Below are 14,014 nucleotides of genomic sequence, written 5' to 3'. Positions count from 1 at the left end.
TTAAGATGGCTGTCAAATTCAATGGCAAGCATCTGGCAAAATTCATCCGTCCTGAAGAATATGAGGCAATTTATCCGCAGGTCGAGTTGGCCCACAAGCAACTGGAAACCAAAACCGGATTCGGCAATGATTTCCTGGGCTGGCTTGACCTGCCTGTTACTTATGACAAGGAAGAGTTTGCCCGCATCAAAGAGGCGGCCAAGAAGATTCGTTCGGATTCCGACGTTCTGCTGGTTGCCGGTATCGGCGGCTCTTACCTGGGCGCCCGTGCTGTGGTGGAGGCTGTCCGCGGTCTGTACCACAATGAACTGGATGATGGTCTTAAGATTTACTTCTGCGGCAACACCATTTCGCCCACGGCACTCAATGATATCATCAAGCTGACCAAGGGTAAGCGGTTCTCCATCAACGTTATTTCCAAGTCCGGTACGACCACGGAGACTGCCTTGGCGTTCCGCGTGCTCCGCAAGCTGCTGGAAGATTCCGTCGGCCCCGAGGAAGCCAACAAGCGCATCTACGCCACCACCGACCGTGCCAAGGGCACCCTCAAGCAGCTGGCCAATGAGCAGGGCTGGCCGACCTTCGTCGTTCCCGATGATGTCGGCGGCCGCTACTCGGTGCTTACCGCTGTAGGCCTGTTGCCCATTGCCTGCGCCGGCATCGATATCGATGAACTGATGCAGGGTGCTGCAGATGGCCGTGAAAAGTTCGGCAAGTGCAGCATGGACAATGACGCGTACCGTTACGCGATGACCCGCAATATTTTGTATCGCAAGGGCAAGAGCGTGGAAACGCTGGCTTGCTTTGAGCCGGACTTTACCATGATGAATGAATGGTACAAGCAGCTGTTCGGCGAGAGCGAGGGTAAGGATCAGAAGGGGCTGATGCCGACTTCCTGCATCTTCTCTACGGATCTGCATTCCATGGGTCAGTTCCTGCAGGATGGCAGCCGCGTGATGTTTGAAACCTATGTGGATGTGAAAAACACCCGGGAGGATTTCTACATCGAGCCGCTGGAAGGCAACTTCGACGGTTTGAACTTCCTGGCCGAGCAGAATATGAGTGTTGTCAACCGCAAGGCGATGGAAGGCACCATTCTGGCCCATACCGATGGCGGCGTGCCGTTGGGCATCATCGAAGTGGATTCGCTGAATGCGCATGACATCGGCGAGTTGATTTACTTCTTCTGGAAAGCCTGTGCGGTATCCGGTTATCTGCTTTCTGTGAACCCCTTCGACCAGCCCGGCGTGGAGAGCTATAAGAAGAATATGTTCGCACTGCTTGGCAAGCCCGGTTATGAAGACCGCAAGGCGGAGCTGGAGGCTAAGCTGCAGGACTGACGGAAACTCGCGCCGTGAGGCGCCTACGAATAAAGGAGGTACCCCCTTATGCTGAAACTGATTGTTGGAACCAAAGGCTCTGGCAAGACCAAGACCATGATTGACATGATCGACAAGGCGACCAAGACCACTTCCGGCAACATTGTGGTGATCGAAAAGTGCATGAAACTCACCACTGAAATCAATCATGCTGCCCGTCTGGTGGACGTGGACGAATACGGTGTCGTCGGTGCGGACATGCTGTACGGCTTTGTGGCCGGCGTTCTGGCAGGCAACTATGATATTACAGAGCTGTTCATCGACGGTATCCTGCGCATCATCGATCATGATCTGGACGCCGCAGACAAGGTTCTGAAGGCCATCGACAAGATCACCAAGAACATCGAGGTCGTGGTTACGGTTTCTGCAAATGCGGACGAGCTGCCCGAAGATTTGAAGAAGTACGTGATCTGAGCATAAACGACCCTTTGAAGAAGATTGCAGGGCGGGAAAGAGGTTTCCCGCCCTGTTTTTTGCGAAAAATGCGAAAAAAATCGCAACTTTTTGCGGTTTTCTGGTTGACAAGCCCCTGCCACTTGTGTATACTATTTAAGCAACCTTTTGAGGTGTACTATGCAATTTGATCTTCGACCCTTTCTGGAAAATGCCAGAGTGCCTTGCAAGACACATTTTCTGGCTGATCTTTCACAGGCGGATTTCGGCGGCTATACGCTGGCCGCACCGGCAGAATGTGATTTCTCGGCAACGCCCACCGCTGATGGCGCGGCGTTGCTGTTGTGTGTAAAGGCACAAATCAATGCCGAGTGTGCCCGTTGCCTGGAACCAATCCAAAGGGAATATGCGTTTGAGCGGGAATATCTCGTTCGGATGCGGGATGTGGAAGATCCTGATTTTGAATTGCCCTGTCAGGAAAAAGGCTGTCTCGACCTCGAGGAACTGGTCTTTCAGGAACTGATTTTCGAGGTTCCCACGGTACTGCTTTGCAGCACCGATTGCCAAGGTCTATGCCCCATCTGCGGCAAGAAGAAGGCGGCAGGATGTACCTGCCAACCGGCAGACAATGCTGCCCCTGCGGATGCTCGGCTTAGCATATTAAAACAACTGCTCAGTTGAATTTCACCAAGGAGGTGTCCGATTATGGCTATCGTACCCAAGAGAAAGCATTCTCAAGCCCGCCGCGACAAACGTCGCTCTAATGTCTGGAAACTGGAGGCGCCGACGCTGGTGAAGTGCCCGCAGTGTGGCGAACTGAAGGTTCCCCATAAGGTTTGCGGCAAGTGTGGCTACTACAAAGGCCAGGAAGTCATCAAGAAGGAAGCGTAAGTTTCTTGCTAGGGGAGGGCAATGCCTTCCCCCTTTTTGTTACAGTTGATTTTAGGAGAGGAGGGCCGGGACAATGGCCTTGTATGTGACCTCGGTTGATGAAAATTCACCGGCCCAGAAGCTTGGCATCGGAGAAGGCTGCGCCCTGCTGGCCGTCGACGGGCATCCGCTCGGGGACGCGTTGGACTATCAGTTTTATACAACCCCGGCGCGCTTTACGCTGGAGGTTTGCGAAAATGAGCAGCACCGGACGCTGACGGTAGAAAAAGGCGAGTATGAACCGCTGGGCTGCAATTTCAAAACCTATCTGGGAGATGAAAAACACAGCTGCGCCAATCATTGTATGTTCTGCTTTATTGATCAGCTGCCGCCCGGAATGCGGGAGCCCCTCTATTTTAAAGATGATGATGAGCGCCTCTCTTTTCTTTTCGGCAACTATATTACGCTGACCAATCTCAGCGATCGGGAAATTGACCGCATCATAGAGATGCACATCAGCCCGATTTTCGTCTCGGTGCATACGACGAATCCGCAGCTGCGGATCCGGATGCTGGCCAACAAACGGGGCGGTGAAGTGCTTGCATACCTGCCCAGGTTGGCTGCCGGCGGGGTCGAGCTGAACTGTCAGCTGGTTCTGTGCCGAGGGATCAATGACGGGGATGAGCTGCGCCGTACGCTGGATGACCTGCTGGCGCTGCGCCCGCAGGTAGGCAGCATTGCGGTGGTGCCGGCTGGTGTGACAGATTACCGCAAAGGTCTTTATAAATTACAGGCCTATGACAAGGATTCTGCGGCGGAGACACTGGCCATTCTGGAAGAATACAGCAATCGCTGCCGTAAGGAGTACGGCCGCAGCATTGTCTATCCCAGTGATGAGTGGTATCTTACTTCCGGACGGGAATTGCCTCCGGCGGAATTCTATGATGAGTTTGCCCAGCTGGAGGACGGCGTCGGTATGTGGCGTCTTTACCACGATACCTTTCTGGAAGAACTGGAAAACTATCGCGGTCTGGTATTGCCTCACAGCATGGATGTGGTCACCGGCACTTTGGCCGGACCGCTGATCGAACAGTCTGCTCGGGCGCTCATGCAAAAGTATCCTCAGGTAAAGATCAAGGTGCATCAGATCCGCAACGAGTATTTTGGCGGAAATGTCAGTGTGGCGGGGCTTGTCACGGGCACCGACATCATCAAGCAATGCAAAGGGAACCTGCAGAGCGATCTGCTGGCCGTGCCGGAAGTGATGTTGCGGGACGAGAAAGATCGTTTCCTTGACGATATCACGCTGCCGCAGCTTTCCGAGGCGCTGGGGTGCCGGACGATGGCGATTCCCACTGACGGCGCAGGCTGCTGCAAGGCTTGCCTCAGTGCCCATAAACGTATACGAAGAATCAAACGAGGACCCAACTAAGGAGGGGTGGACATGGCAAAACCGATCGTTGCCATCGTGGGACGGCCCAACGTGGGCAAATCCACGATTTTCAATAAACTGACCGGCCAGCGCCTGGCCATCGTGGAGGACACGCCGGGCGTGACCCGCGATCGCATTTTCTGCGACTGCGAATGGTGCGGCAACAAATTCCTGCTGGTTGATACGGGTGGCATTGAACCTCGGATCGATGACGGTTTGCTGGCCCATATGCGGGAGCAGGCACAGATTGCCATTGACTCGGCAGACTGCATCATCATGGTTACGGAGCTGACCAACGGTGTCACGCCGCAGGATCAGGATATTGCCGGTATGCTGATGCGCAGCGGTAAGCCGGTTGTGCTGGCCGTCAACAAGTGCGATAAGATTGGCGAACCGCCTATGGAGCTCTATGACTTTTATTCGCTGGGTCTGGGAGAGATCATCCCGGTCTCGGGTGTGCATGGTCATGGAACCGGCGATTTGCTCGACGCAGTGTGCGCACATCTTGACTTCACGCGGGATGACGAGGACGGCGACGACCGCATTACGGTGGCAGTCATTGGACGGCCCAATGTGGGCAAGTCCAGCCTCATCAACCACATTCTGGGCGAAAACCGTCTGATCGTGGCCAACGAAGCCGGCACCACCCGGGATGCCATCGATACGCTGGTGGAGAACAAGTACGGCAAGTTTGTCTTTACCGATACGGCCGGCCTGCGCAAAAAAGGCAAGGTGGAAAGCGGCGTGGAGCGCTACAGCGTTCTGCGCAGCCTTGCGGCGGTGGAACGCAGCCGGGTGTGCGTCATTATGATCGACGCGACGGTTGGATTTACCGAACAGGACTCCAAGGTTGCCGGTTATGCGCACGAACAGGGTAAGGCCTGCATCATTGCGGTGAACAAATGGGATGCGGTCGAAAAAGACAGCTACACGATGGATGCCATGCGCAAACAGCTGGAAGAAGATTTCAGCTTTATGTCCTATGCCCCCATTGTTTTTATCAGTGCCAAGACCGGACAGCGTGTGGACAAGCTGTTTGAGACGATTCATTTTGTGGATATCCAGAACGGTACCCGTGTACCTACCGGTGCACTCAATGAAATGCTGGCGCGTGCTACCGCCAAGGTACAGCCGCCTTCCGATAAAGGCAAACGCCTGAAAGTATTTTATATTACCCAGACTTCCACCCGTCCGCCGACGTTTGTGTGTTTTGTGAACCAGAAAGCACTGTTCCATTTTTCCTATCAGCGGTATCTGGAAAACCAGATCCGTGAAACGTTCGGCCTGACGGGAACGCCTATTCGTATGATCACGCGGGAACACGGAGACGGCTCGGTAAAAGCAGGGAAGGTGTAAAGAATCATGGTACTTCATGTGATTGCGGCTTGTGTACTGACGGCGCTGGCGGGATATCTGCTGGGAAGCATCCTGTTTGGCGTGCTTGTATCCAAAACCATGTTCAACGAGGACGTCCGTACCCACGGAAGCGGCAACGCGGGTATGACCAACGTTCTGCGTACCTACGGCAAACTGCCTGCGGTATTGACCATCATCGGCGATGTGGGAAAAAGTGTGGCCGCAGCTAGCCTCGGCCGGCTGCTGTTTGCCTCGTTGATCGGTACAGACGCCCTTCTGGCACCGGTATGCGGTGCGTATCTCGCGGCGATTTTCTGTATGATCGGCCATAGCCGTCCGCTGTATTTTGGTTTTAAGGGCGGTAAATGTGTTCTGGTAGGCGCTGGCGCAGCGCTGTCCATCAGCCCCATTGTTTGCGGAATTCTGCTGCTGGTGTTCCTCATCCAGTTCGCTTTCTCCCGCATTGTTTCTCTGGGCAGCATTATGGTGGCAGCGTTGTTCCCAGTGGTAACGCTGATTTATTGGGTTGTGTGCGGAGTCAACGTCCCCACGGTGATCTTCAATACCCTGTGTTGTGTAATTATGGCAACAATGGTGATCTGGTTGCATCGTTCCAATATTGAGCGCCTGAAAAACGGCACGGAATATCGGTTTGGCTCCCAAAAATAAAAGATTTAACTACACGAAGAAAGCGGTATGGGATAAGGATCCCATACCGCTTTTTCTTTTTGAGGACTTCCATATATTGGAAATCTTTGAAAACTTTGCCTTGCTGGGCGTTGCATGCCGATGGTAAAAACAAATTTATACTGTAAAATGCTTCTTAGGTACTGAGAATACAGGTTGCGCATAGCAACGTTGAATTAAAAGTCATACATATGTTGATGAAATAACGTGTCAAAAAACCAAATCCAGGCAAGAGTGAACAAAAATTATAGGACACAGACAAAAGAAACTGTTGAAAAATTAAGCGTGCTGGTGTATACTATAGCCATTGAGCGGCTTTTGCACGCGGGAGGTTCCATGAAAGATCTGTATGATGTTGCCCGGCATCTGGTATGGCTGACGCAGTTCGGCCTCTCGGTCTGCGTGCCGCCCATTTTGTTTGTGCCGATTTCGGTCTGGTTGCGGAAAGCTCTTTCGCTCGGCAGCTGGATTGTGGCGGTGGGTGTGATTCTGGGTATACTGGGAGCAGTGAGCAGCCTCCGCTATTCTTTGAAGGCCATTGAGCGGCAGGGAAGAGAACCTAAGAAAAAATCTTCGCCACCGGTATCCTTTAATCACCACGGGTAAGGAAAGGAGCAACCTTCGGATGCAAAAACACAGAGATATTCTGCGTCAGGTTGGCCGTCTGACGATTGCTTTGGCGATCTGCGTAGGAATCATGCTGGGGATTTATGCACTGCTGGGTGCGTTCACAAAACAGGTCCTTGCCGGCGCCGCAATCGGCTTTATCTTGTCGATCGGTAATTTTGTGTCGCTGAGCATCACCGTATCCAATGCGTTGGATCGCGCAGCGCGGGATAACGACCCGCAGCGGGCGCAGCTTTCCATTCAAGCATCCAGTGTAGTCCGGCTGTTGGTGCTTGCGGTCATTTATATTCTGGTTTTCCGGACGCATGTATGTGATCCGGTGGCAGCGCTGCTGCCGTTGCTTCTGGCACAAGCGGTGCTGAAACTTGTGGAGTTTTTCCGCAACGATGATAAAGGCGGTGATGCGGCCGTATGAATGGTCCTAAAATTTATTTTACCATACCGCTGTTCGGTGGAATCCCAATCACACAAACCATTGTCTCCTCGTTCGTGGTGATGGTCTGCCTGTGCGTTGCCGGTATTTTGCTGGGGCGCAATCTGCAAAAGCGGCCGTCCCGGCGTCAGGTTCTGGTAGAAAAAGGCGTATCTATGCTGTATGGCATGGTGGAAGATACCATGGGCAAACACAATGCTTATTGGACACCTTACATCGGCGCGCTGTTTCTGTCTTCCATGTTTGGATCTTATATCGGAATGACCGGTATATTCCGTTCTTCCACAGCAGATCTTTCTACAACCGTCACATGGGCCTTGATGACCAGCTTCCTTTGCTGGGGCTGTTCCATCAGAGCCAATGGCGTGTTGGGATGGCTGAAAGGTTTTACCGAGCCGATTGTCGTTATGACGCCGATGAATCTTGTGTCGGAAATCGCGCAGCCGATTTCCATGGCATTCCGTCATTTCGGCAATATTGCGGGAGGCAGTGTGCTGACCAGTCTGGTGTATTCGGCGCTGGCCACGGCCTCGGCTGCACTGCTAGGGCTGGTAGGGAAAAGTGTCCTGGTTTCAGCGGTGATTTTACTGATCGGTGCCGTATTGCTGATAAATGGTGTGCGAGAGAAAAAGATGGCGCGCAAAATTTTTGGCGTTGTTTTCCTGGTTACCGGTATTCTTGCTTTGCTGGGACTTAGCGGCGTACCGTATCTGGAGGTCGGCATTCCCGGCATCCTGAGCCTTTATTTTGATGTTTTTTCCGGCGGGGTACAAGCCCTTGTCTTTAGTTTGCTGACGATGGTTTATGTGGGCAATGCATGCCCCCCGCCGGAAGAAGCCTGATTTTGTATTTTATTATAGGAGGAACCCCTATGGAAGCTGCAATTGTAAAAGCCGCCTGCGCGATTGGTGCTGGTATCGCAATCGGATTCGGAGCCATTGGTCCGGCTATCGGTGAAGGCAATGCTGTGGGCAAGGCGTTGGAGGGTATGTCCCGCCAGCCTGAAATGACCAATGTCCTGCGCACCAACATGATTCTGGGCTGCGCCATTACCGAGTCCACCGGCATTTATTCGCTGGTTATCTCCCTGCTGCTTCTCTTCGTTTTCTGATGAAATACGAAGAATACGGAAGGAGGGATGACTTATGACGGGATTTGAAAGCTTTGTCGGCGTTAATCCGTGGACGGCGCTTTTCACCTTCTGCAATATGCTCATCACCTTTGCGGTGCTGCGCCATTTCCTGTTTAAACCGGTCAAACGGATGATCGACGACCGCCAACAGGAAATCGACAACATGTACGCCGAGGCGGCGGATGCAAAGCAAAAGGCGGCTGATCTTGAAAAAGAATACCAGGCACATTTGCAGAGCATCAAAGCCGAACAGGACGACATGCTTCGGGAAGCTACGACCCGCGCACAGAAGCGCGAAGAGGAAATCGTAAACGCGGCCCGTGCCGAGGCGCAGGCTTTGCGGAATGCAGCCGAAGCTGAGATGGCGCAGGAACGCAAAAAAGCAGTCAATGACCTGAAAAATGAGATCGGCGGTATCGCGGTAGAGATTGCCAGCAAGGTAGTGGAACGCGAGATCAATACGGCGGATCATCAGGCCTTGATTGACGAATTCATCCGGAATGTGGGGGATGCCTCATGACCGAACAGGCCAAGCGTTATGGAAGCAGTCTCTACGAACTGGCAGCGGAAGAATCGCTGACGGAACCTATTCTGCAGGAGCTCATTTTGGCTGATGCCTGCTGCAAGCAGGAACCTTCCTATCTCCGACTTCTGCAAACGCCCAGCATTCCCAAAAGGGAACGGTGTGCGTTGCTGGACAAGGCTTTTGAGGGGATGCATCCGTATGTGGTGAATTTCCTCAAGGTCTTGTGTGAAGCGGATCTGATAGGAGAGCTTTCCGGGTGTCTGGAAGCCTATCGGCAGCAGTACAATGAAGAGCATGGCATTTTGGAAGCGACTGTGACCTCGGCAGTACCGCTGTCCGAGGCAGAACGCGAAAAGCTGATTGCCAAATTGGAGGCAAAAACGGGCAAGACCATCCATCTGAGCGAAAAGACGGACCCGTCGGTTCTTGCCGGATTGCGCCTCGATCTGGCGGGCGAACGCTTGGATGGTACCGTGCAGCGTCGTTTGGAATTGCTGCGCGAGGACATTGCCAACGTGGTTCTATAACGAAGAACGCCCCATTTTATAGATTGAGTGGTGAAACAAACCGTGCAACTGAAACCCGAACAAATTTCTCGCATTATTCGCTCCCAGATCAAGTACTATCAGAATGCCATTGAGCAGTCCGAAACCGGCACTGTCACGATGGTAGGTGACGGTATTGCCCGCGCCTCGGGGCTTGATAACTGTATGGCTGGCGAACTGGTGCAGTTTGACAGCGGCACCTACGGCATGGCTCAGAATCTGGAAGAAAACAGCGTTTCCATTGTTCTGCTGGGCGATGACAGTGGTATCAAAGAGGGAGACGGCATTCGCCGTACTGGAAAAGTAGTTTCTGTCCCGGTGGGCGAGAAGATGATTGGCCGTGTGGTCAACGCCCTGGGACAGCCCATTGACGGAAAAGGCCCCATTGAAGCGGCAGATTACCGAGCCATCGAATCTCCGGCGCCGGGTATCATTGACCGTCAACCGGTGAAACAGCCGCTGCAGACCGGCATCAAGGCCATCGACTCGATGATTCCCATCGGGCGAGGTCAGCGCGAGCTGATTATCGGTGACCGCCAGACCGGCAAGACGGTCATCGCAACTGACACGATCATCAATCAGAAGGGCAAGGATGTCCTTTGCATTTACGTGGCGATCGGCCAGAAGCGTTCTACCGTTGCTTCGCTGGTAGAAAACCTGGAAAAGAACGGTGCGATGGCTTATACCACAGTGGTTTGTGCAACTGCGTCGGAACTGTCTCCGCTGCAGTATATTGCTCCGTACGCCGGATGCGCCATGGGCGAGTATTTCATGCAGAAGGGAAAGCATGTGCTGATCATCTATGATGATCTTTCTAAACATGCGGTGGCTTACCGTGCGCTGTCTCTGCTGATTCGGCGCCCGCCCGGACGAGAAGCGTACCCTGGCGACGTCTTCTATCTGCACAGCCGGTTGCTGGAACGTGCAGCTAAGCTCAGCGATGAGAAGGGCGGCGGATCTCTGACGGCACTGCCCATCATCGAGACGCAGGCAGGTGACGTGGCGGCCTATATTCCCACCAACGTTATTTCTATTACCGATGGTCAGATCTTCCTGGAAACCGAGTTGTTCCACGCGGGCATTCGTCCTGCTGTCAACCCGGGTATTTCGGTGTCTCGTGTTGGCGGCAACGCCCAGATCAAGGCCATGAAGAAAGTGGCCGGTACGCTGAAGCTGATTTATTCTCAGTATCGTGAATTGCAGGGCTTTGCTCAGTTTGGCTCTGATCTGGATGCCGACACCAAAGCGCGTCTGGCCCAGGGGGAGCGTATTGTAGAAGTCCTCAAGCAGGACCGCAACAGCCCTGTTGCGGTGGAAAAACAGGTGGCCATTCTCTATGCCACGGTACACGGATATCTGAAGGAAATTGAGGTGCCCGCAATTGCATCCTATGAACGGGAACTGTACCAGTACCTCGATGAAGATTCGGACGCTGCGGATGTTATGGAAATCATCCGAACGACCGGGGATCTGAAAGCAGAAACTGAGGAAAAACTTAAGGCTGTTCTGACAGCGTTTACTGAAAAATTCCAGAAAGAGAACTAAGCCGTAAAGGGAGGTGATGGTGGTGGCTGGCTCGATGAAAGAAATCAAGCTGCGCATCAAAAGTGTGGAGAGCACCATGCAGATCACCAAAGCGATGGAGCTGGTGGCATCCAGTAAACTGCGCCGTGCCAAGGAGCGTGTAGAACGGAGCCGTCCCTATTTTGAAACCTTGTATGCGACTTTGTTTGACATTGCAGCGACGGATACGCAATTCGACAGTCCCTATCTCGCCAAGCGGGAAACCCAGCGCAGGTTGTATATTGTAATTGCTGGTGATCGTGGTCTGGCAGGCGGCTATAACGCCAATATCCTAAAAGCGGTTCAGGCTGACGCGGAGGAGCAGGATTATGTGGTGCTTCCTATCGGCAAAAAAGCTGTGGAGTATTTTGTGCGCCACAATGTCCCAATTGTTACCCAGGCCTTTGCCGAAGCGGGGGATTTATCTGTAAGCGATTGCTTTGAGATCTCCAAAATCGTATGCCAGAAATTTCTGACAGGGGAGATTGACGAGATCAGACTTTGCTTTACACAGTTTGTCTCTATGCTGACGCAGACGGCTACGATTCTGCCTGTGTTGCCTTTTGAAAAGCCCAAAAGCCCAAAAAAGCGCCAGAGTCTGATGCTGTATGAACCCGATATTACGACGGTGTTTGATAATATCATCCCGGAATATCTGGCCGGTGTTGTGTATGGGGCTTTGTGTGAAAGCGTAGCCAGTGAACAGGGGGCACGCCGCACGGCGATGGAGGCTGCCACCAAAAATGCCGGTGAAATGATCGAGCATTTGAATTTGTACTATAACCGTGCCCGCCAGGCCGCGATCACTCAGGAAATTACTGAAATCGTGGCCGGTGCCGACGCGGAATCTTGAAAGCCCACAAAGGAGTGTGTGCTATGCCAGAAAAACACATCGGTAAGGTTGTACAAGTGACCGGACCTGTGCTGGACATTCGTTTCAATGATGGGGAACTTCCTGCCTTGCTGAATGCGGTAGAACTGCAGAACCACGGCAAAACACTGGTGGTGGAAGTTGCACAACATATTGGCGATAATGTGGCCCGTTGCATTGCTATGGCTGCCACGGATGGCCTGGTACGTGGCACCGAGGCCGTTGATACTGGAGGTCCCATCACGGTACCTGTCGGTGATGAATGCCTGGGACGTGTTTTCAATCTGCTGGGCGAGCCCGTGGATGAAAAACCTGCGCCGGAGAATATGGAACGTTGGCCCATTCATCGTGCGGCGCCTGCTTTTGATGAGCAGGAATCCTCCACTGAAATCCTGGAAACTGGCATCAAGGTCGTGGATTTGATCTGCCCCTATGCAAAAGGCGGCAAGATTGGCCTGTTCGGTGGTGCCGGTGTCGGTAAGACTGTTCTGATTCAGGAATTGATCTACAATATCGCTACAGCGCATAATGGCTATTCTGTTTTTACCGGTGTCGGAGAACGTACCCGTGAGGGCAACGATCTTTATGGTGAAATGCAGGAAAGCGGAGTTTTGAACAAGACAGCGCTGGTCTACGGCCAGATGAACGAACCCCCGGGAGCTCGTATGCGTGTGGCGCTGTCCGGCTTGACGATGGCTGAATATTTCCGCGATGTCAAGCATCAGGATGTGCTTCTTTTTATTGATAACATCTTCCGTTTTACCCAGGCGGGCTCTGAGGTCTCGGCGCTGCTGGGGCGTATGCCTTCGGCCGTAGGCTATCAGCCTACGCTGGCCACGGAAATGGGCGCTTTGCAGGAAAGAATTACCTCTACCCAGAAAGGGTCTATTACGTCGGTGCAGGCGGTATATGTGCCCGCGGATGACCTGACAGACCCCGCACCTGCCACGACCTTTACCCACCTGGATGCTACGACGGTTCTGAGCCGTGATATTGCTTCTCAGGGCATTTATCCGGCTGTAGACCCTCTGGATTCCACCTCCCGGATTCTTTCTCCGGAAGTAGTAGGGCAGGAGCATTATAAAACAGCCCGGGCGGTGCAGCAGGTGTTGCAGCGCTACAAAGATTTGCAGGACATTATTGCCATCATGGGCATGGATGAACTGTCCGAAGAAGATAAAATTACTGTCAACCGTGCCCGTAAGGTGCAGCGTTTCTTGTCTCAGTCTTTCCATGTGGCGGAGCAGTTCACCGGTATGCCCGGTCAGTATGTGCCGCTGAAAGAGACACTGCGGGGCTTCAACATGATTTTGAACGGTGAATGCGATTCCATCCCGGAAAGCGCTTTCCTCTTTGCGGGCACTATTGATGATGTGCTGGCAAAGGCCGGAAAGCAGTAAGGAGGCGGGCCTATGGCAAGTTTCCCTCTGAAGATTTTGACTCCGGATGGCGTTGCATTTGACGGTGAGGTCAAATCTCTGTCTTGCCGCACCATCGGCGGGCAGGTGGAGCTGCTCGCGCGGCATATTGATTATTGCACAGCGGTAGGTATGGGAGAAGCCCGTATTACCACGGAGAATGGAACTGTACGCCGGGCGGCCTGCATGGGTGGTATGCTCAGTATGATAGGCGGGGATTGTCGTCTTCTTGCGACGACCTTTGAATGGGCGGATGCCATTGACGTAGAGCGTGTAGCGCGCAGTAAGGCACGTGCGGAAGCTATTCTGGCCCAGAAAGGAATTGATAAGCACGAAATTGAGCTGGCGGAAGCCCGGCTTAAGCGTGCGCTGGTACGTGGCAGTGTGGCAAGTCGATAGCGTGAATTGTAAGCTCAAAAAAAGTTTTGAAAAAAATCAAAAAATGTGTTGACATTTTTTGCAAATGGGCTTATAATAAACAAGCTGATTCGAGACAGCCCAGTTCCGACCGGGTGTAGCGCAGTTTGGTAGCGCGCTTGAATGGGGTTCAAGAGGCCGTGAGTTCGACTCTCGCCACTCGGACCAAACAAGGGCCGTCAGGGTCAGCTAAAAAAGGACCGTGGAACGTAGGTTCCAAGGTCCTTTTTCTTTGCTTGTATCATAAAACGGACTTCTATATTTTCGGCATGGAGCGCTTTTTCGGCTCTCGTATTGAATACGTATTGAATAGCGCAAAATACCCCGATTTTGAAGGGGCTGTTTTTGCATCAAAGATACATAAT

The 14,014-nt window shown here is 52.9% G+C and carries 17 protein-coding genes and 1 tRNA gene; all 18 read left to right on the top strand.

The genetic code is table 11. From position 1 onward, the window contains the following. Window positions 1–5 precede the first annotated feature (5 nt). The 18 genes from NQ490_RS00360 to NQ490_RS00275 all read left to right on the top strand — a co-directional run bounded on the left by NQ490_RS00360 (window position 6) and on the right by NQ490_RS00275 (window position 13,817). Entirely contained in the window at window positions 6–1,340 is a 1,335-nt protein-coding gene (locus tag NQ490_RS00360) for a glucose-6-phosphate isomerase (protein ID WP_007046795.1), read from the top strand. Window positions 1,341–1,388: 48 nt separating this feature from the next. Further along, window positions 1,389–1,793 carry a hypothetical protein gene (locus NQ490_RS00355; protein ID WP_007046794.1) on the top strand — a complete coding sequence of 135 codons (405 nt, stop codon included), beginning with the start codon at window positions 1,389–1,391 and terminating at the stop codon, window positions 1,791–1,793. 159 nt (window positions 1,794–1,952) lie between these two features. Then, entirely contained in the window at window positions 1,953–2,453 is a 501-nt protein-coding gene (locus NQ490_RS00350; RefSeq protein ID WP_007046792.1) for a YceD family protein, read from the top strand. Between the two features lie 24 nt (window positions 2,454–2,477). Continuing rightward, a complete protein-coding gene (gene rpmF / locus NQ490_RS00345; RefSeq protein ID WP_007046791.1) occupies window positions 2,478–2,663 on the top strand; it encodes a 50S ribosomal protein L32 in 186 nt (61 codons plus the stop codon). Window positions 2,664–2,736: 73 nt separating this feature from the next. Further along, window positions 2,737–4,074, top strand: a complete 1,338-nt coding sequence (locus NQ490_RS00340) for a DUF512 domain-containing protein (protein ID WP_007046790.1) — start codon at window positions 2,737–2,739, stop codon at window positions 4,072–4,074. Window positions 4,075–4,086: 12 nt separating this feature from the next. Beyond that, on the top strand, window positions 4,087–5,430 hold the full coding sequence (gene der, locus NQ490_RS00335; RefSeq protein ID WP_007046789.1) for a ribosome biogenesis GTPase Der: 1,344 nt from the start codon (window positions 4,087–4,089) through the stop codon (window positions 5,428–5,430). A gap of 6 nt (window positions 5,431–5,436) precedes the next feature. Next, a complete protein-coding gene (gene plsY, locus NQ490_RS00330; RefSeq protein WP_007046788.1) occupies window positions 5,437–6,099 on the top strand; it encodes a glycerol-3-phosphate 1-O-acyltransferase PlsY in 663 nt (220 codons plus the stop codon). Window positions 6,100–6,453: 354 nt separating this feature from the next. Next, window positions 6,454–6,723 (top strand): AtpZ/AtpI family protein, encoded by a 270-nt coding sequence (locus NQ490_RS00325; protein ID WP_040917656.1) that lies wholly within the window; start codon window positions 6,454–6,456, stop codon window positions 6,721–6,723. A 19-nt stretch (window positions 6,724–6,742) separates the two neighbouring features. Beyond that, entirely contained in the window at window positions 6,743–7,159 is a 417-nt protein-coding gene (locus NQ490_RS00320) for an ATP synthase subunit I (RefSeq protein ID WP_007046785.1), read from the top strand. Further along, on the top strand, window positions 7,156–8,019 hold the full coding sequence (locus NQ490_RS00315) for a FoF1 ATP synthase subunit A (protein ID WP_007046784.1): 864 nt from the start codon (window positions 7,156–7,158) through the stop codon (window positions 8,017–8,019). The genes NQ490_RS00320 and NQ490_RS00315 overlap by 4 nt, the downstream gene beginning before the upstream one ends. Window positions 8,020–8,048: 29 nt before the next feature. Further along, window positions 8,049–8,288 (top strand): ATP synthase F0 subunit C, encoded by a 240-nt coding sequence (gene atpE, locus NQ490_RS00310; protein ID WP_040917654.1) that lies wholly within the window; start codon window positions 8,049–8,051, stop codon window positions 8,286–8,288. Window positions 8,289–8,322: 34 nt separating this feature from the next. Then, window positions 8,323–8,829, top strand: coding sequence for a F0F1 ATP synthase subunit B (atpF, locus tag NQ490_RS00305; protein ID WP_007046782.1), 507 nt, complete (start codon window positions 8,323–8,325; stop codon window positions 8,827–8,829). Then, window positions 8,826–9,362, top strand: coding sequence for an ATP synthase F1 subunit delta (atpH, locus tag NQ490_RS00300; protein WP_007046781.1), 537 nt, complete (start codon window positions 8,826–8,828; stop codon window positions 9,360–9,362). Before atpF ends, atpH begins: the two co-directional genes overlap by 4 nt. A gap of 42 nt (window positions 9,363–9,404) precedes the next feature. Further along, window positions 9,405–10,925: a F0F1 ATP synthase subunit alpha gene (gene atpA / locus NQ490_RS00295; RefSeq protein ID WP_040918064.1), complete on the top strand. Its 1,521-nt coding sequence runs from the start codon at window positions 9,405–9,407 to the stop codon at window positions 10,923–10,925. A 16-nt stretch (window positions 10,926–10,941) separates the two neighbouring features. Continuing rightward, complete coding sequence (gene atpG, locus NQ490_RS00290; protein ID WP_007046779.1) at window positions 10,942–11,796, top strand: ATP synthase F1 subunit gamma; 855 nt, start codon at window positions 10,942–10,944, stop codon at window positions 11,794–11,796. Between the two features lie 23 nt (window positions 11,797–11,819). Continuing rightward, entirely contained in the window at window positions 11,820–13,214 is a 1,395-nt protein-coding gene (atpD, locus tag NQ490_RS00285) for a F0F1 ATP synthase subunit beta (protein ID WP_007046778.1), read from the top strand. A gap of 12 nt (window positions 13,215–13,226) precedes the next feature. Continuing rightward, the gene (locus NQ490_RS00280) at window positions 13,227–13,631 is read left to right on the top strand and encodes a F0F1 ATP synthase subunit epsilon (protein WP_007046777.1); all 405 of its coding nucleotides are present in this window, start codon (window positions 13,227–13,229) and stop codon (window positions 13,629–13,631) included. 109 nt (window positions 13,632–13,740) lie between these two features. Then, a tRNA-Pro gene (locus NQ490_RS00275) sits at window positions 13,741–13,817 on the top strand. Window positions 13,818–14,014 lie beyond the last annotated feature (197 nt).

It is taken from the genome of Subdoligranulum variabile (assembly GCF_025152575.1).
Lineage (GTDB): Bacteria > Bacillota > Clostridia > Oscillospirales > Ruminococcaceae > Gemmiger > Gemmiger variabilis.
This window is presented reverse-complemented; position numbering and strand designations above follow the sequence as displayed.